Origin of the sequence: Undibacterium sp. RuTC16W, from assembly GCF_049339445.1 — a bacterium.
Lineage (GTDB): Bacteria > Pseudomonadota > Gammaproteobacteria > Burkholderiales > Burkholderiaceae_D > Undibacterium.
This window is the reverse complement of sequence record NZ_JBMPPE010000002.1, coordinates 457,038-479,643: the sequence shown is the minus strand read 5'-3', so window position 1 is coordinate 479,643 and position 22,606 is coordinate 457,038. Positions and strand designations below refer to the sequence as shown.

Sequence of the window (22,606 nt, the reverse complement as noted above, 5' to 3'; positions counted from 1 at the left end):
ATTTTGCAACTTCAGTTCTTTTTAAAGGAAAATATTTCGTGAAATTGCTTACTGTACTCATGCTTAGCGCTGGCATCTTGTCCCCTGGTTTAGGGTATGCCGCGACACCTGTTGAAGCTGCTCCACAAATGAAGACAGGCCCCGTGGCCGCTGCCGTGAAAGTCACTTCAGTCGAAGGTCTGACTGAGTATCGCCTTGCCAATGGCATGCGCGTATTGCTATTTCCCGATGCGAGTAAGCCGACCCTGACGACCAATATTATTTATATGGTTGGCTCGCGTCACGAAAATTATGGCGAAACCGGGATGGCGCATTTGCTGGAACATTTGCTGTTCAAGCCAAGTGCGAATTTTGGCGTGAAAAAAGGCACACGTACACCTGTCGAGATTTTGAATTCTACCGGCGCCCAATTCAACGGTACGACCTGGTATGACCGCACTAACTACTACGCAACTTTCCCGGCGAACGAAGACAATCTGCGTCAGATGCTGGCGATGGAAGCTGACCGCATGGTGAACGCGGCCATTGATCAAAACGATCTGTGGAATCCGAAGACCAATAAAGGCGAAATGACGGTTGTACGTAATGAATTCGAGATGGGCGAGAGCGACCCTATTGGCGTCACGACCGAGCGTATTCAAGCTGTTGCCTACGACTGGCACAACTATGGCAAATCGACGATTGGTGCGCGTTCGGATATCGAGCAGGTCAACATTCCTCGTCTGCGTGCATTCTACAAAAATTACTATCAGCCGGACAATGCTGTATTGATGGTTGCCGGTCGTTTTGACGAAGCGAAAATTCTGAAGCAAGTGAACGAATTATTTGGCCGTATTCCAAAACCAAATCGCGTGATTCAACCGACCTACACCGCAGAGCCGACGCAAGATGGTGAGCGCTCAGTGACGGTACGTCGCAGCGGTGGTACGCAATTCGTCGGTGCCGGTTATCACGTTGCACCGTCAGGTCATCCTGATGCCGTCGCGCTGAATATTCTGGGGCGCATTTTGGTCGATGCACCAAGTGGCCGCCTGCATAAAGCCTTGGTCGAAACTAAGCTCGCAACGAAAGTGGATTACGAAGCTGTCAGCAATCTGGAGCCGGGCTTTCGTATCTTCGGTGCCGTTGTCGCTAAAGACGGCAACCTGGATCAGACCCAGGACGCCATGCTGAAAGTGCTGGAAGATCTGAAATCACAACCGATCACCGACGCCGAAGTCGCACGTGCAAAACAGCAGATCAATAAGACCATCGAACTCGCTACCGCAGATACGGCGCGCCTGACAATCGCGTTGACAGAATCCATGGCAGCAGGCGACTGGCGTCTGTTCTTCTTACAACGTGACCAGATGGAAAAAGTAGATGCCGCTGCCGTACAAGCCGCCGCAATCAAATATCTGAAACCGACAAACCGTACCCTGGGCCGTTTTATCCCGACAGATACGGCAGATCGCACGGAAGTTCCGGGCAAACCTGATGTGCTGGCGATGGTCAAAGATTATGCTGGCCGCGCTGTCGTCGCCCAAGGTGAGGCCTTCGATCCAAGTCCGGCAAATATTGAAGCCCGTACACAACGCTTCACTCTGCCTGGCGGTATGAAGGCAGCATTGCTGTCGAAAAAAACCAAAGGTGCCACCGTCAGTGTCGTCATGCAATTACGTTTTGGTGCGGATGAAAGTTTGCGTGGTAAAGCGCAGACAGGTCAGTTTGCCGCCAGTATGTTGATGAGCGGTACGGATCGCATGACGCGCGAAGAAATCAAAGACGCATTTGATAAGCTCAAAGCACAGGTCAGCATCAATGGCAACGCAGAAGGACTCAGTGCCTCCATCACGACCACGCGTGAGAACTTGCCTGCGACGCTGGATTTGCTGGGCGAGGTCTTGAAGAAACCTTCCTTCCCTGCGAAAGAATTCCAGGAGAAGCAATTGGAAGCCATCAATCGTGCCGAGCAAAATATTCCTGAGCCACAACCACAAGCCTCTAACAGCATGTCACGCCTGATCGATGCGACACCGGTTGGTCATGTGCGCCATGTAGGTACCTTGCAAGAGCAGCTGGCCGAGACCAAAGCCGTTAAGGTAGAGGACGTCAAAGCCTTTCACGCCGCATTCTACGGCGCGAATAATGCGACCTTGTCCGCAGTGGGGGATTTTGATCCGGCCGCATTAAAGGCGCAGTTAGGTAAATTGTTTGACGCATGGAAATCACAGCAAGCCTATGTCCGTATTCCAGGTGTGATGAAACCGGTTGCCGGTGCCAAGGTCGCGCTGGAGACTCCGGACAAAGCGAATAGCTTCATGCTGGCGATCCATCCATTGGTGATGAAAGATAGTGCTGATGTGTATCCTGCTTTGTTGATCGCGAATCATATGCTGGGTGGTGGCGCATTGCGCAGCCGTCTGGCTGACCGCATCCGTCAGAAAGAAGGCCTCTCCTACGGCGTCGGTTCCCAATTCAGCGCACCGGCACTTGATCCGGCAGCACTGTGGTTAGCCTACGCGATCAGCGCGCCGCAAAACACGGCCAAAGTCGAAGCAGCACTGCGTGAAGAGATTCAAAAAGCGATCAGCGATGGCTTCACCGAAGATGAATTAGCCGAAGCCAAAAAAGGCTGGAAGCAATCGGCAGAAGTCGTGCGCACTCAGGATCCGTCACTGGCACGTCGTCTGGCGAGTTATCTGACGATTGACCGCACTATGGCGTTCGATAAAGACCTGGAAGCCAAAGTCGCCGCGCTGACACTGGCGCAAGTCAATGACGCTTTGCGTCAGAATCTGAAGCCAGCGAATGTCTCCGTCATCAGTGCCGGTGATTTTGCGAAAGTGGCGAAGGACGCTGCAGCGAAGTAATTATGTGCTAGCGAGTGGGGGCGGGCAGATGTCGATGCATGCCCCATTCTTGTTGCAAGCAGAACGATAAAAAGGCAGAACTCAGCAATGGGTTCTGCCTTTTTTATTCTCATCGATCTTATATCAGTTTGACGTCAGATTGACGTCAGTTTCAAAAGCAGTCACGCAATGTACATGCGGGTTCTGGCACGAAAGTGCTTGAAAAGCCGCATCCTGATTGCGGATTCTGTTTTGGAGCTTAAAAACCTGAGCAAACTAAGTCAACAAATTACACCAGTCTTTGCCAGATGGCCGTGGTCGCCGCAGCTTGGTTCAGTGAGTAGAAATGCAGCCCCGGTGCGCCACCTGCCAGTAGTCGTTCGCAGAGCTGTGTGACGACATCCAAACCAAAGGCTTTGATGGACGCGGTGTCGTCACCGAAGCTAGCTAGTTTTAAGCGAACCCAACGCGGAATCTCTGCGCCGCACATTTCTGAGAAACGCATTAATTGACTGCTGTTGGTGATGGGCATGATGCCAGCCACGATAGGGGCGGTGACGCCTGCTTTTTGAGCAAGTTCGACGAACTGAAAATAGGCGTCAGCGTTATAAAAATATTGGGTGATAGCCGCATTGGCACCGGCATTCATTTTACGTACGAAGCTGTGCAAGTCGTCTTGTGGTGAGCGTGCTTGCGGATGCATTTCCGGATAGGCGGCGACTTCGATATGGAACCAGTCACCGGTTTCGGCGCGGATAAATTCGACCAGTTCATTTGCATAGCGAAATTCGCCCGCTGCGCCGTAACCGCTGGGCAGGTCCCCGCGCAAGGCGACCAGGCGGTGTATGTCGTGCGCCTGATATTGCTTGAGGATGTCACGGATCGATTCACGTGTGCCGCCGACGCAGGACAGGTGCGGTGCCGCGGCATAACCTTCTTTGCGGATCTCGACGACGGTGTCCAGCGTTCCTTGCTGTGTGGTACCACCAGCACCGAAGGTGACTGAGAAATACTTTGGTTGCAGTTCGGCGAGTTTGGCACGGGTGACGCGCAATTTTTCTGCGCCTTCCGCAGTTTTTGGCGGGAAAAATTCAATACTGAAATTATGGGAAGACATTATTTTTGCAGAAGTAAAGTTGAGAGCGTCCAGGAGATCACGCTATACAGCAAAGCACCACCGACGGCGGCCCAGAATCCGGCGACATGAAATCCGTTGACCATGTTAGCGACTGCCCAAAACATCAGGCCGTTGATCACGAAGATGAAGAGTCCCATCGAAATAACTGTGACCGGGAGTGTCAGAATCACGAGGATAGGGCGGATGATGGTATTCACAAAACCCAGCACCAACGCGACAACCAGAGCGGTCGCGAAGCTGTCGATGGACACAGAATGCATGAGGTAGGGCAGGGCGAGTAAGGCAAGGCCGTTAATGATCCAGGTGGCTAGCAGACGCATGAATTCTCCAGTTGAGATGATGTGAGATGCACATAATACCGCAGTGTAAAACCCCTCCTCAACAAATTGAGGGAGGGGCTGCGTCCAACGTAATACTAGAGATTAATAACGATATTGCTCTGGCTTGTAAGGGCCATTTTTGCTGACGCCGATATACGCTGCTTGCTCATCTGTCAGTACGCTTAACTGTGCATTGAGTTTTTTCAATTGCAGGCGAGCGACTTTTTCGTCCAGATGTTTTGGCAAGGTGTAGACGCCGACCGGGTACTTGTCATTGTTGATGAATAGTTCGATTTGCGCGATGGTCTGATTCGCGAAAGACGAGCTCATCACATAGGATGGGTGACCGGTACCGCAACCCAGATTGACCAGGCGACCTTCTGCCAGCAGGATGATGCGTTTGCCGTCAGGGAAGATCACATGATCGACTTGTGGCTTGATGTTTTCCCAGGTGTATTGCTTCAATGCAGCGACATCGATTTCATTATCGAAGTGACCGATGTTGCAGACGATTGCCTGGTCTTTCATCTTCAGCATGTGGGCATGGCTGATGACGTGGTAATTGCCTGTTGTCGTCACGAAAATGTCGCCGTGTTCCGCGGCATATTCCATGGTCACAACGCGATAGCCTTCCATTGCTGCCTGCAGTGCGCAGATAGGATCGATCTCGGTTACCCAGACTTGTGCAGACAGGGCGCGCATTGCTTGTGCTGAACCTTTACCTACGTCACCATAGCCGGCGATGACCGCCACTTTGCCGGCGATCATGACGTCGGTTGCGCGCTTGATGCCATCGACTAAAGATTCACGGCAGCCATATAGATTGTCGAACTTGGATTTGGTGACGGAATCGTTGACGTTGATGGCTGGGAAGGCGAGTTTGCCTTCTTTGTGCATCTGGTACAAACGATGCACGCCTGTCGTTGTTTCTTCGGTCACGCCTTTGATCGAAGCCAGACGTTTGGAGTACCAGGTCGGGTCAGTCTTGAGGTGAGATTTGATCGCGTTGAAGAGGCAGATTTCTTCTTCTGAGCCTGGGTTTGCCAGAACAGAAAGATCTTTCTCTGCACGTGTGCCGAGGTGCAGCAACAATGTTGCGTCGCCACCGTCATCCAAAATCATGTTGGAATAGCCACCGTCGGTCCATTCAAAAATACGGTGTGTGAAATCCCAGTATTCATCCAGATTTTCGCCTTTAAATGCGAATACCGGCGTGCCGCCCGCAGCGATTGCCGCGGCAGCATGATCTTGCGTGGAGTAGATATTGCAAGAAGCCCAGCGTACTTGTGCGCCGAGTGCGTTCAGCGTTTCGATCAGTACCGCAGTCTGGATTGTCATGTGCAAGGAGCCAGTAATGCGGGCGCCTTTTAATGGTTGACTGGCAGCGAATTCTTCACGAATTGCCATCAGACCTGGCATTTCTGTTTCTGCGATCTGGATTTCTTTACGACCCCAGCTGGCCAAGCTGATATCGGCGACGAAAAAATCCTGGGAAGTTGTTGCGGCAGTTGTGGTTGATGCTGTGGTAGTAGCGGTAGTCATGGCAGTGGCGCTCATCACGCCCTCCTTTCTCAGTGAAAAAAGTAACGTGAGCGCAGTTGCAGTGTTGATCATCCGAGCCTGGCGAAATAGCTTGATTTCGTCGCAACGCTCCTCGGATTGGTGCGATTATAGCGCAAAAGCAGGCTGAAACTCAGCACTTTAATTCATGGCACATGCGTTGTTAGCGGGTCATCCTGGCGACTTGGTGTCAAGCAGGTAAGCAAATGAATCAGCAAAAATCAACGAAGTTTTGGTGCTATATTGATACGTGTCATTTCTATTTCCGAATGTGAAGGTACGTCGATGTCCCACACTAGTCCTATGCTGAATCCGCCTGGCGCCACATTTGTTGCGCGCTGGTTATGGCCTTTACGTTTTCTTTTAATTCTGACCATTCCGCTGTCCCTGTTTGATGCCCTGCGTTTCGGTCAGGCAAGTCAAATGCCGAATTTGTTCGCGTTTTGGCCTGTCTTTGTGATGTATGGCATTGTGACGGCAATTGACTATCTGGTCGGTAAAGATACTTCCCAACCCGCTGAGAATGTGCGGACGATTCGCCTTTACCGTTGGATTGCACTCGCGGCTTTGCCTGTGCAGCTTTTGTCGCTGTGGTGGGGGTTGCATGTATTTACGACGGCGAATTTTAACTGGATAGGGCAGGCGGGCTGGATTCTGTCTGTCGGTGCTGTCTCTGGCACGCTGGCGATTACGGTGGCGCATGAGTTGATACACAAGCCGACCCGGCTAGAGCAATGGGTGGGCGGTGTCTTGCTATCTTCAGTGTGCTATGGCGGTTTTAAGATCGAACACGTGTATGGACATCATGTTAATGTCTCGACCCCGCTGGATGCATCCTCTGCGAAACTGGGCCAGACCGTCTACGCGTTTATCCCTCAGGCAGTGTGGCACAACACGCGTAATGCCTGGCTGCTGGAGGCAAAACGGCTCAGGAAGCGCGAATTGCCTTGGTGGCGTAACGAGGTATTGTTATGGTCGATGATCTCGGTGTTGTTTGCGCTGGTTGCTTTTGTCTTCTTTGGCTGGATGGGCGTGGTATTTTTTATCGGCCAGTCGATAGTAGCTTTTTGCGAGCTGGAGGCAATTAATTATGTTGAGCATTATGGACTGACCAGGCAGCGCACCGGGAGCGGTTATGAACGCGTCCGGCCAGAGCACTCATGGAATTCGAGCTACCGGCTGATGAATTGGTTTTTGATGAATCTGGCACGGCATTCTGATCATCATGCGTATGCGTCCCGGTGTTACCAAGAATTGCGGCATTTTGAAGATGCGCCGCAATTGCCCGGTGGCTATGCCGCAATGGTGATGCTGTCTTTTTGCCCGCCGTTGTGGTTTCGGATTATTCATCCGCGTATTCCTGTTCATGTGCGGCAGGCACAAGAGCCTGTGGTCGAGTAGTAGAAAAAAAGAGCAAGTTCCTGAAGGAATTTGCTCTTTTTATTTGCTCTTACTTATCTCAATATCATCTTAGCGATAACGTCTAATGACCGTCAAAATCGCAAACCGTATAAACCGGCAAGCCACTTTCTTTAATCAATTTTGAGCCACCCAGCTCTGGCAAGTCGACGATAACGGCGCCTTCGACGACTGTTGCGCCCAAGCGCTCCAGCAATTTTCTGCCGGCCATCATGGTGCCACCTGTGGCGATCAGATCGTCAATGAGGACGACGCGATCACCTGCTTTGCAGGCGTCAGAGTGCAGCTCTACCGTTGCACTGCCATATTCCAGTTCATATTGTTCAGAGACCGTATGAAACGGTAACTTGCCCTTTTTTCGGATGGGGACAAAACCGAGATTGAGTTCGTAAGCGACCACGGAACCAATGATGAATCCGCGCGCATCGAGGCCTGCGACGACATCGAGTTTGGCATCCATATAGCGATGGACAAACATATCGATCAGGACACGGAACACTTTGGGATTTTGTAGCAATGGCGTGATGTCACGGAACATAACGCCTTGTTGCGGCCAGTTCTCCACAGTGCGGATATGTTCTTTAATGTAGTCGGATGGATTGAACATTACAGCTTGTCCTTGAAGGTATTGATCATATTGAATTGATTCACCCTGATATGGTTGATCAGGGTGTCAATCGTTTAGACGGAATTTTTATAAAACTATCCGTTGGCCTTACTTCTGCTCGCGGACAGTTTTGCATCAATTCTGTCAGTTGTAGTTAGTCATAAGAAGCTCCGGGTCGGGGCTTCTAAAAAATAACTCGCTATTTTAACAGCCTCAGCTCGGCTCTTGCGACTGCTTCTGCCGTACCCCTTACGACAACGACATCGGCTTCCTGCAGGATGATTTCCCTGCTTTGATCTAGGCGATTGGTGCCGCGTCTGACGGCAGAGACGTCCACATCCAGATTCGCCAGCTCTAATTCGTTGAGGGTTTTGCCGATGGCCTTGGCGCGTTCAGTCAGGAACACGGTATGCAAACGGATTTGCATGTTTTCCGGACCATCCGCCAGATCGCTGGCACCGTGGAAAAATCCGCGCAGGGATTCGTAGCGCTCATCCCTGGCGGCCTGAACTCGATGCACTACACGGCGTAGCGGCACGCCAAGCTGCACCAGAGCATGGGATGCCAGCATCAGACTGCCTTCCATTAATTCGGGTACGACTTCCGTCGCGCCAGCATCGCGTAATTTATTCAGATCCGTATCATCATGGCTACGAACGATCACTGGCAGGCTAGGGTTGAGTTCTTGTACCAGGTGCAGGATTTTTAATGCGGACTGTGTATCGGTATAGGTCACCACTAAGGCCGCTGCCCGCTTGATACCTGCGGCGACCAGACTCTCGCGTCGCCCGGCATCACCATAAGACACGTTGGCACCTGCGGCCTGCGCTTCGCGGATGCGATCAGGATCAAGATCGAGTGCATGGTAATCAAATTTTTCTTCTGCCAATAAGCGCGCCAGACTCTGACCGCTACGGCCGAAGCCGGCAATGATCACATGTTTTTTTGTGCTCATGCTGCGTGAGGCGATCTGGGTCAGTGCCAGTGACTGCATCATCCATTCATTGGCAGAGAGTTTCATGACGATGGCATCAGATTTCGCCAGAATGAAGGGCGAGGCCAGCATTGACAGCACCATGGAGGCGAGGATCAGCTGAACCAGCAGCGGATCAATCATATGCAGACCACCCGCCTGATTTAACAGGACGAAACCAAACTCGCCCGCTTGTGCAAGACCCAGGCCGGTCCGGAGTGCCACACTGGTCGTGCCGCCAAATAACCTCGCCAGCCCGGCGATTAAGGCAAATTTAAGTAGCACCGGACCGATGAGAAGCACGCTGACCAGCCCCAGATGCTCTGATACCAGGCGCAGGTTCAGCAACATGCCGATGGTAATAAAAAACAGGCCAAGTAAAACATCGCGGAAAGGTTTGATATCTTCCTCGACCTGATGTTTGTATTCTGTCTCCGAGATCAGCATCCCGGCGACGAAGGCACCGAGCGCCATTGAGAGTCCTGCGTGCTCAGTCAGCCAGGCCGCACCCAGTGTAATCAGCAAGAGATTCAGCATGAATAACTCTTGCGAACGGCGCTTCACCACGACACTGAACCAGCTACGGATGATTTTTTGACCCAGATACAGTAGTAGAAACAGGATCAGTGCGGCTTTGCCACTGGCCCATGCAAGGGTTTCGATCAGGTCGCCTGATTTCGATGCCAGAGCCGGTACCAGAATTAACAGCGGAACAACAGCCAGATCTTGAAATAGAAGGACGCTGATGATTTTTCTGCCATGAGGGCTTTCCAGCTCCAGTTTTTCTGTGAGCATTTTGGACACAATGGCGGTCGATGACATCGCCAGGGCGCCACCCAGCGCAAATGCCGCTTCCCAGCCAATGTGAAAATAATGCGGTAACCAGTAGCTCGCTGCCAGACCAAAACCGATACTTGCTGCGATAGTGAGAACGACCTGCGCCAGACCCAGTCCAAATACGGTATTGCGCATCGACATCAGTTTGGACAGAGAAAATTCCAATCCGATAGAAAACATCAAAAACACTACGCCGAACTCAGCCAGTTCTTCTGTGGTTTTGCTATTTTGTGCCAGACCCAGTCCAAACGGACCGATGAGGATGCCGACCACCAGATAACCCAACATGGGTGGTAATTGCAACATGCGGAAAGCAACGACGCCGAGAACGGACGCTGCCAGCAAAAGTAGTGTGATATCTAGTGCATTCATAGTGACTATTATTGCTTAGTTGTTCAAAAAAACGAACAATATTCACCTTCCAGCAACTTTATCTGGACTCAATTAACTGGCAGAGTTTTTGCTTACTCAATTTCGTTTATACTTTGGGAATGAGTACTTCTAAGCTTATTTCCTCCCCCGTCGCTCCAGAAGCGGCAACAAGCCGGGCATTGCAACTGGCCTGCGAAACCCTGCAAATTGAAGCCGATGCGATACAGGCAATGCAGGCCAGACTGTCTGATGATCATGGTGCTGCTTTCGCTATGGCAACACAACTGCTGCTGCATTGTCAGGGGCGTGTGGTGGTCTCTGGTATCGGTAAATCTGGCCATATTGCGCGTAAGATCGCCGCCACTTTTGCGTCTACCGGTACGCCCGCCTTGTTCGTGCATCCGGCAGAAGCTGCTCACGGCGATCTGGGTATGATCACGCCACAAGATGTTTTTATCGGTATTTCGTATTCGGGCGAGGCGTCTGAATTGATGTCGATTTTGCCCATCATCAAGCGCCTGGGCGTTAAACTGATCACGATGACGGGTAATCCGGCCTCCAGTCTGGCGAATCTCGCTGATGTGCACCTGAATGTCTGGGTCGCGAAAGAAGCCTGTCCCCTGAACCTGGCGCCGACAGCCAGTACGACGGTCACTCTGGCGCTTGGCGATGCTCTGGCGGTCGCGGTACTGGATGCGCGCGGTTTCCGAGAAGAGGATTTTGCCCGCTCTCATCCCGGCGGTGCTTTAGGCCGGCGACTACTGACACATGTGCGTGATGTGATGCGTACAGGAGATGCCATTCCTCAAGTAGCACCGGATACCAGATTAACAACAGCATTGCTGGAGATTACAAAAAAAGGCATGGCGATGACGGCTGTGGTCGATCAGGATCAGCGGGTTGTCGGCGTGTTTACCGACGGTGACTTGCGTCGTTTGATGGAGACTGTGCAGGATTTTTCAAAAATCAGCATTGCTGATGTCATGCATAAAAATCCGCGCAGTATTCGCGCCGAACAACTGGCCGTCGAAGCGGTCGAAGTCATGGAAACACATAGAATTAATCAATTATTGGTTGCCGATGAGAGTGGCAAATTGGTTGGCGCCTTGCATATCCACGATCTGACCCGGGCCAAGGTGATTTGATGAATCACGCACGACATTCCACAGAAAATGCGGTTGCCAGAGCGTCGGTAGTAAAGCTGATGATTTTTGATGTCGACGGTATTTTGACTGATGGTAGCCTGCATTTTAGCCCTGAAGGTGAAGTCATGAAGACCTTTAATGTCCTTGATGGGCAGGGCATCAAGTTATTGCAACAGGCGGGAATCCACACCGCGATCATCAGTGCACGACAGTCCGCCATCGTCGCGAGGCGTGCTGCTGATCTGGGGATCACGCATGTTAAGCAAGGCATACACGACAAAAAGACGGCGTTTCTGGAGTTGATTTCTGAATTGAATTTGTCACCGGAGCACTGTGGTTTTATTGGTGACGATGTCATCGATTTGCCCGTGCTGACGAGAGTTGGCTTCGCTGCCAGTGTGCCGAACGGGCATGACGAGGTCAGAACCAGGGTTCACCATGTGACAAAAGCGACTGGCGGTGCCGGCGCGGCGCGTGAAATTTGCGATTTCATTTTACGCGCACAAGATAAATACGATTCAGCACTGGCGACTTATCTCACATGAAATATGCATTTTCCTTAGACCGTTTTCGTATCTGGCTGGCGGTTGCTGTGCTGGCAATGATTGCGCTTGGCAGTTTTTGGGTATTAGAGGTGTTGCGGCGAAATGATGATGAGGGCAATTCGCGTTCCTCGGCCCGGAGTGAGCCTGACTACTATGTAGAGAAATTTAATTTCATTAAATTATCGAACAATGGGCAGGCAAATTTCCACGTCGCAGGTGACCGGTTGACGCATCATCCTCGTTACGATAATTTTGAAATTCAACAGCCGCGTATCAACAGTTTTGATGAAGACAAAACCCCGGTCACAATCCGGGCAGATAAGGCAGTTGTTGAACAAAAAAACGCACAAGGGCAAGCATCACAACAGCCGCCGAGAGAGAGTGATGAAATTCATTTGTACGGCAACGTGAATATGGAACGCCCCGATAGTGCGACGGCAAAATTCATGCGCTTGCAAACCGAATATCTGTTACTGCTGCCGGATGTGAATACGATGAAGACCGATAAAGCCGTCGCCTTGTACACAGAAAGATCAGAGACGCATGCGATAGGCATGATTGCGAACAATGCGACACAGGAAGTGCAGTTGCTCAGCAAAGTTCACATGCTCATCGATCGTCCACATCCCAAGCGGACATCTACTAACTAATTACGACGGAGAGCAAATAATGCGCTTTCAATATAAAGAAATGAAATGTCTGAGTCATTGTTTCATGCTGGCGATCGGCATCTTCACTGTGTCGCCTGCGGCATTTGCGGAAAAGGCTGACAGCTTGAAGAAGACAGCAATCAGCGCAGAACACCTGACTTCAGACGGAAAAAAGAGTACCTCAACACTGCTTGGCGAAGTCATTCTGGTCCGCGGCACTTTGCTGGTAAAGGCTGATCGTGCCGTTGTGACAGAGGCGGCTGACGGACACCAGACATCGGTTCTGTATGCCAATGCTGGCGGTCGTGTGTCGTTCCGTCAAAAGCGCGACGGTGGCCCTGATTTATGGGTCGACGGCTATGCCGACAGAGTTGAATACGACGACAGGTCTGAGCTGGTGAAATTCATTTCCAAGGCGAAGATCCGCTATCTTGACGGTAAAAATGTAACCCAGGAGCAGGAGGGGGAATATCTTTCCTACGACAGTATTAATGATGTCTTTGTTGCGACCAACAGCACGTCTGGAAAACAAGTTCCCGGTGGCGGTCGTGTTACTTTGATTTTAGAACCTAAAGCCGATAAGCAAACCAAAGAATAAGATGAGCACTTTATTGATCAAGGGTTTGCAAAAGCGTTACGGTGCGCGCCAGGTAGTGCGCGATGTGTCGCTTGAAGTAAAGAGTGGTGACGTTGTCGGTCTGCTGGGGCCGAACGGTGCGGGCAAAACGACATCGTTTTATATGATCGTTGGACTGGTTCCCTCTGATGCCGGTGAAATCAATGTGGACGGTGTAGACATCTCCCATTTGCCGATTCATCAACGTGCCGTTCTCGGCTTATCGTATTTGCCACAAGAGGCATCGGTATTTCGTAAGCTGACAGTCGAGGACAATATCCGTGCCGTGCTGGAGTTGCAAAAGGATGAACATGGCAAGTTTCTGAATTCAGCCGAAATTGAGAAACGCCTGGATACCTTGCTGGCCGATTTGCAGATCGAGGGCATACGTGAAAATCAGGCGCTTTCTTTATCTGGCGGTGAACGTCGCCGGGTAGAAATTGCCCGGGCACTGGCAACGAATCCGCGCTTTGTGTTGCTGGATGAACCCTTTGCAGGTGTTGATCCGATTGCTGTGATCGAGATTCAGCGTATCGTACGCTTCCTGAAAGAGCGCGGTATCGGTGTGCTGATCACCGATCATAATGTGCGCGAAACTCTAGGTATTTGCGATCACGCCTACATCATCAATCAAGGTGCAGTGCTGGCGAGTGGCAAACCGGAAGACATCATCACGAACGAATCCGTACGCAGGGTTTATCTGGGAGAGCATTTCCGCATGTAGCGGGAAGCGAGATGATGATGAAACAAAGCCTGCAACTACGTACCTCACAACACCTGGCGCTGACGCCGCAATTGCAGCAATCAATTCGTCTTTTGCAGTTATCCACGCTGGAACTACATCAGGAACTGGAAAACCTGTTGACTGATAATCCCATGCTGGAGCGGGTTGATGACCCCATGGATAATGCAGTGCGATTGCTGGCCGATGGCGCGATTAGCACCACCAGCAATAATTCAGAATCTGAATTTGCAGTACAGGAAGTCGGTGCCGAGACCGCCGCTCCGGTTGCTGATAGCGGTGACAATGCGGAAGTTGCTTCATCCGCGGACAGCACCAGCGCCAACGAAGAAGAGTGGAGTTTTGATGATGTACCGCTAGGCAGTAAGTCTTCAGAGGAAGAGGATGGACGTCCGCAATTAGAAGCTGCGCAAACCAGTTTGCGCGATCATTTGCTGGAACAGATGCGCCTGAATATTCGTGAGCCGCGTGATCGTGCCTTAATTGAGCTGATGATTGATGCGCTGGATCTCAGTGGTTATCTGATGGAGACCTTGGATGAAATCCATGCGAGTTTGCCGCTTGAATTGTGTGTAGAACCAGAGGAATTATCTTTCGCATTAACGATGCTGCAAAGCTTTGATCCCGCCGGGGTTGGTGCGCGTACGCCGTCGGAATGTCTAGCCTTGCAGATCAAACGCTTACCTAAGATTCCATTCGTGACACGTCGTCTGGCGCTGAAGATTGTTGAAGAACACATCATCTTGTTTGCGCAGCGAGATTTCAACAAACTGAAAAAAATTCTCAACTGCGATGATGAAGATTTGCGCGAGGCGCAGGTAGTGATTCGCCAGTGTAATCCTAAGCCAGGTGCGGATTTTGCAGCGGCGTCATCAGACTATGTGGTCCCCGATGTGATCGTCAGAAAGTCAGCAAATGGCTGGCAGGTTTTGCTGAATCAGGATGTCATGCCCAAGCTCCGCGTTAATAGTATGTATGCCAACATCATGAAGCAAAATCGCGGTGACGGAACGATGGGATCGCAGTTGCAGGAAGCGCGCTGGCTGATCAAAAACATGCGGCAACGCTTCGACACCATCTTGCGCGTTGCACAAGCGATAGTTGAAAGACAACGTAATTTTTTCACTCACGGTGCGGTTGCGATGCGCCCTCTTGTTTTGCGCGAAATTGCTGATACACTAGGTTTACACGAGAGTACTATTTCTCGTGTAACGACCCAGAAATACATGCTTACCCCGCATGGTATGTTTGAGTTGAAATATTTCTTCGGTAGCCATGTCGCGACGGAAACGGGGGGGGAAGCATCTTCCACCGCGATACGTGCACTCATCAAGCAGTTGATAGGAGCAGAAGACCAGAAAAGCCCACTCTCTGATAGCAAAATTGCAGACATGCTGGGTGAACAAGGCATGGTCATTGCGCGACGTACTGTTGCCAAATACCGTGAAGCCCTAAAAATTCCTCCAGTAAGCCTGCGCAAATCCTTGTAATGAACACCTGTAATTTAGTCTTGTAACTAAGCCTTGAAATTACGTTTTGTATTGCTATATATAATTTAGCTCGATGCATCAGAGCAAATGCTGAAGAAATTTATAGCAAGTAACATCACCATAGGAGCGTAGTATGAATCTCACCATCAGTGGACATCACCTCGAAGTAACTCCTGCAATACGTGAACATGTACAAAACAAGCTTGAGCGCATCAGGCGACACTTCGATCAAGTCATTGATATCGCCGTCATCCTGACGGTAGACAAGCTCCGGGAAAAGGAAAAACGGCATAAAGCAGACATTAATCTGCACATCAGTGGTAAAGATATCCACGTAGAAAGCCTGGCGCACGACCTCTACGCTGCGATCGACCTCCTCATCGATAAACTGGACAGACAAGTCATCAAACACAAAGACAAAATTCAAGATCATCAGCACGACGCCATCAAGCACCTGCCAGACCCGGCGTCGGTGTAAGTCATCAAGTCCGGTGTTCGTAGCCGGTACAAAAAAAAGGACGCTTCAAGCGTCCTTTTTCGTTGGGTACACCAAACGAACAGTGGCTTATTACCATCGATATCGAACCCGCAGGCTGGATACGGCTTCCAGGGGCTTTTCGTGCCAACAGCCGCAGCCTGCTTGCGGATTCGTTTTGGGGATTTCTAAAAACTCTTTAATCGATATTTCATGAAATCGCTTATTCCTGCCTTTCCTTTGTGTCCTGGCTTCTCTGTGGTGAGCGATCTTGATTTTTGCGTCAGTCCTGACTTAGTTACAGATTGTTTATAGAGCTAACTTTTGCCCGTGAAACCGATAGTGTTCCTGGGTAAATAAATCGATCCCGCATGGCAGGTTCTCTATCCAGTCCAGAAAAGCATGAATCGCTTCTCGCCCGATAAAATACCGTCCGTGCTGAGGTACCATCATCGCAATATCCATGTTTCTGACCATATTTGCCCACAAACGGCAGACTTTATTTGACACCATATAGCGTTGATGAAACCCTCGCATGGCTGGCAACTGATCTAAAAAAACTTCCTTTGTCGTGATGGGCTGACTGACGTCATGTGCATCGACCATCGACGCGCCCATGTCACCTGAGAACAGGATTTTGGAACGGCTATCGTAGAACTGAAAGTTACCTTCGGCATGCAAGAAATGTGCGGGAACAGCATGAATGGTCGTAACACCCATAGAGACAGGCATACCTTCGTCCGGTATGCCGACAATTCTGCCGTCTGAGCGGTTCAGATTGCAAAAATGCGGTACAAAACGCGACCATAGCTGCGATACATAGAGCTGGCATTCCGTACTGAATAACCACTTATCCAGAGCCCCGATGATGTCCGGATCCTGATGTGATGCAAAAAGGTATTTGAGGTTTTTCTTGGGTAAATAGCGTTGCATCGCTAATACCAAGCTGTTGTAAGTAATATTGCCAGACGGATCAAGCAGGGCACCTTGTCCTTCTGACACAATCAAAAATTGGTTCGCCTGTACCGCGCTATCGCCTGCATCCTTGACGAGATCATTGAACATCAGACAGATGTGATGAGCGTCTTTATATAATTCTATGGGCACTGCGATCTCCAGAGGGAATAGATATTTTCCATCGGGCAATTGTAGTGAGCGAGGGCGCGCTGGAATTGCGTTAGATCAGTAAAGCGCTTGATTCATATCAAGCGCTTGCAAATGACGGCGACGGCTGGCTGCTTGTGACTGAGGACGCTTCAATGAAAATTTAATAGCCTAAGGTTTTGCCGTCTGGATTGCGCGGATCGGAGTAGCCGTCGAAGCCATCGGTACCGATTTGTATGATTTGGGTCCTGCCCATGGCCGGAGAGATTTTTAGATTGTGACCTTTGAGTTCTAAGATACGTAAGGTATCCACGCTGATACCCCGCTCTGCACGCATCTGATCGGGCATCCACTGATGATGAATTCGCGGTGTAATGGTCGCTTGCGCGACGTTCATGCCATGGTCAATAACGTTCAAAATAGTTTGCAGGGTCGTCGTGATAATACGGCTGCCTCCAGGACTGCCGGTTGTCATGAATGGCTTCCCGTCCTTCAGGATAATTGTCGGGGACATTGAGCTAAGCGGACGCTTATAGGCGGCGACGGCATTTGCATCGCCACCGATGAGGCCGAATGCATTCGGTGTTCCGGCCTTCACTGAAAAATCATCCATTTCATTGTTCAAAGTAATGCCGGTACCTGCTGCGACGATACCACTGCCAAAATTCAGATTTAAGGTGTAAGTCGTGGCAACTACATTGCCATGCTGATCGGCGGTCGCAAAATGCGTGGTCTGATCGCTCTCGTAAGGGGCTATATTGCCAGGCTTTATTTGCACAGATGGTGTGGCATGATCGGCGTTGATTTTTTTAACGAGCTCGTCGGCATACGTCGTTGAGGTTAGTGCTTTTACGGGTACTTTAAAAAAATCAGGATCGCCGAGATATTCGGATCTGTCGGCATAAGCCAGCTTCATGACCTCGGTCATCAGATGTAAATTCTGCGCACTATTACTCGCTTGTTCCTTGATCGGGAAGTGCTCCAGCATATTGAGCATCTGTATGATGTGGATGCCGCCTGAGCTGGGTGGTGGCATCGACATGACCTGATAGCCACGATAATTGCCTTTGACCGGTTCGCGCTCAATGACCTTATAGTTATTGAGATCGTCAATGCCAATGATGCCTTGATGTTTTGCCATTTCAGCAGCAATTTTTTTTGCAATACTGCCCTGGTAAAAAGCTTGAGGGCCGTCTTTCGCAATGAGTTTTAGTGAGTTGGCTAAATCCTTTTGAACTAACTTTTCTCCGACGCGCAAGGGGCGTCCATTTTTGAAAAAAATCGCTTTACTCGACTCCCACGCGCCTAAGTGATCACGCTCTGCGTCCAGAATACTGGCCAGATGAGGACTGACTTCAAAGCCTTGCTCCGCTAGCTGGATTGCTGGTGCGATGACGTCAGATAGTGTCATTGTGCCGAATTTATTCAGTGCGAGACTGAGGCCTGCAACGGTGCCCGGTACGCCGACCGCCAGGTGGGAATATAAGGATTTGCCAGGGATGACCTGGCCTGCCTGATCGAGATACATATCGCGTGTTGCACGTATCGGCGCCATTTCACGAAAATCGAGGGCGACATCTTTGCCGGATTTGGCATCATGAATCAACATAAAACCGCCACCACCGATGTTACCTGCATTGGGCAGCACTACGGCGAGAGCGAAACCGACCGCAACACCAGCATCAATCGCATTTCCACCGCGCTTTAAAATGTCAATGCCGACCTGTGTCGCCAGTCCCTGCTCGCTCGCAACCATTCCATGCTGTGCATGGACAGGGCTGACGATGTCATAACCGATATCGTATCTGATGACGGGATTGACTGGCGTGGCCGGTGATGCGGATGCCGCAGATGAGGGCGATATCTGTGTTACCAGACCAGATAAGGCTATTAATATAAACAGTGCTTTCGGCAGGCAGGCGAGTATTGCGGGATGAGGATTTTTATCAGACTTTATCTTGATTCGCATACATGCCTCAGTTAAGTTATCGTTTCGTGAAAAGCGTAATACATCATACGATTTTAACTTTATCGCAAGAATTGTAAGGATAAATTATCCGATTTAATTTATATAATTTTATCGTGCAGCACTTAGCCTGGATTTTCCGTTAGACCGCTATCCTTTCGTGGAAGCGCCATCGCCGCTGTCCTAACGGAGATTCTGGGCTTAGTATCGATTGATGTCCGTTCTGCAGACGTAAAAAAACCGCCCGAAGGCGGTTTTTTTACGGAGAGCAGAAAATTACTTCGCTTCTGCTTCAGCGGATGTTGCACCAGCTGGAACAACAGCGATAGCGACAGTTGCGTCATCACCGTGTACAACTGCGGATACGCCTTTTGGCAATACCAGGCTAGAAACGTGAATAGATTGACCGGCTTCCAGTTTGGACAGGTCAACTTCGACGAATTCTGGCAAATCTGCTGGCAAGCAAGAGATATCCAGTTCAACTACAACGTGGCTGATAACAGCTGCGTTCAATTTTACTGCTGGAGATACATCAGCATTGATGAAATGCAGAGGCACTTTAACGTGGATCTTTTTATTAGGATCAACACGTTGGAAGTCAGCGTGCAATACCAATTGTTTGTATGCGTGGACTTGGAAGTCGCGCAACAATACTTTTTCTACTTTGCCATCAACTTCCAGATCCAGAATGGAGGAGTGGAACACTTCTTTTTTCAATGCATGGTACAGCGCATTGTGATCCAAAGTGATAGATACAGGGGCTTCTGTGCCACCGTAAATGATGCCAGGTGTTTGGCCAGCATTGCGCAGGCGGCGGCTCGCTCCGGTCCCCTGTTCTTTGCGTGCAAATGCGATTACTTTCATGGTGTTACTCCAAAAAATGCAAGACTCAACTTGCGGTTTTGTATCTCCGCGACCAGAGATACAGAAAAACGCACTGATGTATTTTTACAAATACACCAGTGCGCAGAAAAAATTAGTCGGTGAACAGTGAAATCACTGATTCGCCCTTGGTAATGCGGCGGAAGGTTTCAGCCAATAAGCTATCGCAGGACAACTGGCGTATCTTGGTGCAGGCTTTTGCTGCATCCGACAACGGAATTGTATCGGTTACCACCAGTTCATCCAATGGCGAGCTGGAGATGCGTGCAATCGCAGGGCCAGACAGTACTGGATGTGTGCAATATGCCAATACTTTTTTCGCGCCACGCTCTTTCAATACTTCTGCGGCTTTGGTCAGAGTACCCGCAGTATCAACCATGTCATCCATGATCACGCAGTTACGGCCTTCGACTTCACCGATGATGTTCATGACTTCGGATACGTTTGCTTTTGGGCGGCGTTTATCAATAATCGCCAGATCGCAACCCAGGCGTTTTGCCAATGCACGGGCGCGAACTACGCCGCCGACGTCAGGCGATACAACCAGCAAATCTTCGTAATTTTTTGCAACCAGATCGCCAAGCAAAATAGGCGATGCGTAGATATTATCAACAGGAATGTCAAAGAAACCCTGGATTTGATCTGCGTGCAGATCCATGATCAGTACGCGGTCAACACCCGCTTCTTCCAGCATATTGGCAACTACTTTTGCCGAGATCGCAACACGGGCAGAGCGTGGACGACGATCCTGACGCGCATAACCAAAATAAGGGATCGCAGCGGTGATGCGGCCAGCAGATGCGCGTTTCAGTGCATCGACCATCAGCATGATTTCCATCAGGTTGTCATTAGTCGGTGCACAAGTCGATTGCAATACAAAAACGTCTTTACCGCGGACGTTTTCATTAATCTCGACCATGACTTCGCCATCAGAGAATTTGGATACGTCGGCTTTACCGAGTGGAATTCCTAATTGCTTGGCTACCCCTGCCGCCAAAGTAGGATTGGCGTTGCCTGTGAACACCATCATATTGTCATTTGCGCGCGCACTTGCCATGGCAGGACCTATCGGCTTAATTGAGGGTCAGACGTTTTTACTCAAACTTTGCTTAGTGTTTTAGCAAAAACGCCGCTGGTAAAATTGAAAAAAGCCGCCGCACATTTTATGCGGCGGCTTTATATTTAATGGCAGGGGATGAAGGATTCGAACCTTCGTATGCTGGAATCAAAATCCAGTGCCTTAACCAGCTTGGCGAATCCCCTACACAACCGTTTATCTGATGCTAAATTCTGAGCCGCTATTTTAGCGGGATTTCAACATCAAACCAAATTTTTTTCACTCTGCAGCAAATGCGTCATCGGGTGTTGACGAATTGCTTTTGCTTTCCATGCTGTCCATCTGTCAGGTACTTGCGTCAGCACTTGATCGGCGTTTGCCTCATCAGAAAATGCACAAAATACACAAGCTCCCGATCCGGTCATTCTGGCGTCACCGAAAGTTTTAAGCCATTGAATGACTGCGTCAACTTCTGGAAACAAAGAACAAGCAACTGTTTGCAGATCGTTTTTCCATTCCATTTTTGAATGGCTGGAAAAGTCCGCTATTCTGATGGGTTTTGTGTCTCGTGTCAACTCTTTTGCCGAAAAAATTGCTGGTGTCGGGACTTGTACTCCCGGCTCGATGACGACGAACCAGCTATCGGGAGTGTCGATTGCTTGTAGTTTTTCGCCGATGCCTTCAGCAAAAGCGTTTTGTCCGAAGATGAAAAATGGGACATCGGCGCCCAGTTGCAGGCCAAGTTCCATGAGCCTGGTACGGCTCAGTCCGCATTGCCATGCATGATTCAGTGCGATTAATGTTGTTGCGGCATCAGAGGAGCCACCGCCAAGTCCGCCACCCATCGGAAGTTTTTTGTGCAAAGTAATATTGGCGCCGAGCTGTGTTCCTGTATTGGTTTGTAATAATTTTGCTGCGCGAACAATCAGGTCGCTCTCGGCGGGAACGCCGGGGATGTCGTTGACGCGCACTATCTGCGCGTCATCGCGTACCTCGAAATCCAGGGAGTCGCCATGGTCGAGTAACTGGAATGCCGTTTGCAGCAAATGGTAGCCATCCGCACGACGCCCCGTAACATGCAAAAACAGATTGAGTTTGGCCGGTGCCGCGCAATTAACCATGTTGCGGATCATTGCGGCGTCCATTGATCTATCGCGATGCGTAAGGACAGTTCTCCTGCCTGTACCGTAGTGCGTTGCAGGTCGATGCGTTTAGGATGTACCGTATTGCCATCCTTATCCCAGGTCGCGTAACGCAAGTGCCAGCCATCAGTGTCGAGTTCTGTATTGTCTTGCGTGGCCAGTGCGGTGCGCTGCCCCTGCGGGTTGCGGCTAAATGCCTGTAGCCAGTCGCGCAGGCCGCTGACGGGGAGCGACCAGCCAAGGCTGTCGGTCAGGAGGCTGTCGATATCGTTGGCATAACGGGTTTCCTGGCCTGCTTGTTGCAGGCTGGCGCCTGTCGCTGACTGCTTGACGGTGGCGATCGTTTGTCCTAGCTGAGAGAGCAGGGTAATGGTGAGGTCGCTACTTGTTTGTTGCCATTCAAAACTGCCAGGCAAACTTTGTGGTTTGTCGTTCTGCTGATAGCGAACCAGGATGCGACCATTGATCTGTATGTTGCTGTGATAACTGCGTTCCGGCGCATTGTCTGCGGGCTTGCGTGGTACGCTGGCGCAACCGCTTAGGCAAATGCTCATGCACATGCTCAGACATAGTAATAACAGAAAAATAGGGGAGTATCTTGGTATGTGCGGTGATCCCGCACTGTTTTCTTGGTGCATTTGATGTAATTTATCTATGCTGGGGTAGAGTATGTCTTGGAAATCAGCTGCATAAACTGGCGCTCATTTTCGGTTGCTAACGCTGGTTGATGCAGTT

Annotated in this window: 20 protein-coding genes, 1 tRNA gene and 1 riboswitch; of the genes, 9 read left to right on the top strand and 12 right to left on the bottom strand. The window is 50.3% G+C overall.

The window, feature by feature from the left end; translation table 11 throughout:
- Positions 1–38 precede the first annotated feature (38 nt).
- On the top strand, positions 39–2,852 hold the full coding sequence (locus ACO0K4_RS06535) for a M16 family metallopeptidase (RefSeq protein WP_422955807.1): 2,814 nt from the start codon (positions 39–41) through the stop codon (positions 2,850–2,852).
- A 268-nt stretch (positions 2,853–3,120) separates the two neighbouring features.
- Here the strand turns inward: ACO0K4_RS06535 and metF are convergent, their stop codons facing one another.
- The 3 genes from metF to ahcY form a co-directional block, all read right to left on the bottom strand.
- Positions 3,121–3,948: a methylenetetrahydrofolate reductase [NAD(P)H] gene (gene metF / locus ACO0K4_RS06530; RefSeq protein WP_422955806.1), complete on the bottom strand. Its 828-nt coding sequence runs from the start codon at positions 3,946–3,948 to the stop codon at positions 3,121–3,123.
- Entirely contained in the window at positions 3,948–4,289 is a 342-nt protein-coding gene (locus ACO0K4_RS06525) for a phage holin family protein (RefSeq protein WP_422955805.1), read from the bottom strand. Before ACO0K4_RS06525 ends, metF begins: the two co-directional genes overlap by 1 nt.
- A gap of 102 nt (positions 4,290–4,391) precedes the next feature.
- Entirely contained in the window at positions 4,392–5,831 is a 1,440-nt protein-coding gene (ahcY, locus tag ACO0K4_RS06520) for an adenosylhomocysteinase (protein WP_422955873.1), read from the bottom strand.
- 41 nt (positions 5,832–5,872) lie between these two features.
- A riboswitch (S-adenosyl-L-homocysteine riboswitch) is annotated at positions 5,873–5,951 on the bottom strand.
- A gap of 183 nt (positions 5,952–6,134) precedes the next feature.
- Here ahcY and ACO0K4_RS06515 point away from each other — a divergent pair.
- Positions 6,135–7,250 carry an alkane 1-monooxygenase gene (locus ACO0K4_RS06515; protein WP_422955804.1) on the top strand — a complete coding sequence of 372 codons (1,116 nt, stop codon included), beginning with the start codon at positions 6,135–6,137 and terminating at the stop codon, positions 7,248–7,250.
- Between the two features lie 82 nt (positions 7,251–7,332).
- On the opposite strand, the gene ACO0K4_RS06510 is transcribed toward ACO0K4_RS06515, so the two are convergent.
- Positions 7,333–7,875, bottom strand: a complete 543-nt coding sequence (locus tag ACO0K4_RS06510) for an adenine phosphoribosyltransferase (RefSeq protein ID WP_422955803.1) — start codon at positions 7,873–7,875, stop codon at positions 7,333–7,335.
- Positions 7,876–8,074: 199 nt separating this feature from the next.
- Positions 8,075–10,057 (bottom strand): monovalent cation:proton antiporter-2 (CPA2) family protein, encoded by a 1,983-nt coding sequence (locus ACO0K4_RS06505; protein ID WP_422955802.1) that lies wholly within the window; start codon positions 10,055–10,057, stop codon positions 8,075–8,077.
- A gap of 119 nt (positions 10,058–10,176) precedes the next feature.
- Here ACO0K4_RS06505 and ACO0K4_RS06500 point away from each other — a divergent pair, with 119 nt between their 5' ends.
- From ACO0K4_RS06500 to hpf, 7 genes are all read left to right on the top strand, one after another.
- On the top strand, positions 10,177–11,202 hold the full coding sequence (locus tag ACO0K4_RS06500) for a KpsF/GutQ family sugar-phosphate isomerase (RefSeq protein ID WP_422955801.1): 1,026 nt from the start codon (positions 10,177–10,179) through the stop codon (positions 11,200–11,202).
- A complete protein-coding gene (locus ACO0K4_RS06495) occupies positions 11,202–11,747 on the top strand; it encodes a KdsC family phosphatase (RefSeq protein ID WP_422955800.1) in 546 nt (181 codons plus the stop codon). The genes ACO0K4_RS06500 and ACO0K4_RS06495 overlap by 1 nt, the downstream gene beginning before the upstream one ends.
- Positions 11,744–12,397, top strand: coding sequence for an LPS export ABC transporter periplasmic protein LptC (gene lptC, locus ACO0K4_RS06490; protein ID WP_422955799.1), 654 nt, complete (start codon positions 11,744–11,746; stop codon positions 12,395–12,397). Before ACO0K4_RS06495 ends, lptC begins: the two co-directional genes overlap by 4 nt.
- A 19-nt stretch (positions 12,398–12,416) precedes the next feature.
- Entirely contained in the window at positions 12,417–12,995 is a 579-nt protein-coding gene (gene lptA / locus ACO0K4_RS06485) for a lipopolysaccharide transport periplasmic protein LptA (RefSeq protein WP_422955798.1), read from the top strand.
- Position 12,996: 1 nt separating this feature from the next.
- Positions 12,997–13,737 carry an LPS export ABC transporter ATP-binding protein gene (gene lptB / locus ACO0K4_RS06480; protein ID WP_422955797.1) on the top strand — a complete coding sequence of 247 codons (741 nt, stop codon included), beginning with the start codon at positions 12,997–12,999 and terminating at the stop codon, positions 13,735–13,737.
- Positions 13,738–13,754: 17 nt separating this feature from the next.
- On the top strand, positions 13,755–15,245 hold the full coding sequence (locus ACO0K4_RS06475) for an RNA polymerase factor sigma-54 (RefSeq protein WP_422955872.1): 1,491 nt from the start codon (positions 13,755–13,757) through the stop codon (positions 15,243–15,245).
- Between the two features lie 133 nt (positions 15,246–15,378).
- The gene (gene hpf / locus ACO0K4_RS06470) at positions 15,379–15,723 is read left to right on the top strand and encodes a ribosome hibernation-promoting factor, HPF/YfiA family (RefSeq protein WP_262835086.1); all 345 of its coding nucleotides are present in this window, start codon (positions 15,379–15,381) and stop codon (positions 15,721–15,723) included.
- Positions 15,724–16,029: 306 nt separating this feature from the next.
- On the opposite strand, the gene ACO0K4_RS06465 is transcribed toward hpf, so the two are convergent.
- The 7 genes from ACO0K4_RS06465 to lolB all read right to left on the bottom strand — a co-directional run bounded on the left by ACO0K4_RS06465 (position 16,030) and on the right by lolB (position 22,425).
- The gene (locus ACO0K4_RS06465) at positions 16,030–16,827 is read right to left on the bottom strand and encodes an MBL fold metallo-hydrolase (RefSeq protein ID WP_422955796.1); all 798 of its coding nucleotides are present in this window, start codon (positions 16,825–16,827) and stop codon (positions 16,030–16,032) included.
- Between the two features lie 160 nt (positions 16,828–16,987).
- Positions 16,988–18,793: a gamma-glutamyltransferase gene (gene ggt, locus ACO0K4_RS06460; protein ID WP_422955795.1), complete on the bottom strand. Its 1,806-nt coding sequence runs from the start codon at positions 18,791–18,793 to the stop codon at positions 16,988–16,990.
- 273 nt (positions 18,794–19,066) lie between these two features.
- A complete protein-coding gene (locus tag ACO0K4_RS06455) occupies positions 19,067–19,654 on the bottom strand; it encodes a 50S ribosomal protein L25/general stress protein Ctc (protein WP_422955794.1) in 588 nt (195 codons plus the stop codon).
- Between the two features lie 112 nt (positions 19,655–19,766).
- A complete protein-coding gene (locus ACO0K4_RS06450; protein ID WP_422955793.1) occupies positions 19,767–20,729 on the bottom strand; it encodes a ribose-phosphate pyrophosphokinase in 963 nt (320 codons plus the stop codon).
- Between the two features lie 129 nt (positions 20,730–20,858).
- Positions 20,859–20,935 (bottom strand) — tRNA-Gln (locus ACO0K4_RS06445).
- 57 nt (positions 20,936–20,992) lie between these two features.
- Positions 20,993–21,862, bottom strand: a complete 870-nt coding sequence (gene ispE / locus ACO0K4_RS06440; protein WP_422955792.1) for a 4-(cytidine 5'-diphospho)-2-C-methyl-D-erythritol kinase — start codon at positions 21,860–21,862, stop codon at positions 20,993–20,995.
- The gene (gene lolB, locus ACO0K4_RS06435; RefSeq protein WP_422955791.1) at positions 21,859–22,425 is read right to left on the bottom strand and encodes a lipoprotein insertase outer membrane protein LolB; all 567 of its coding nucleotides are present in this window, start codon (positions 22,423–22,425) and stop codon (positions 21,859–21,861) included. The genes ispE and lolB overlap by 4 nt, the downstream gene beginning before the upstream one ends.
- Positions 22,426–22,606: the final 181 nt, after the last annotated feature.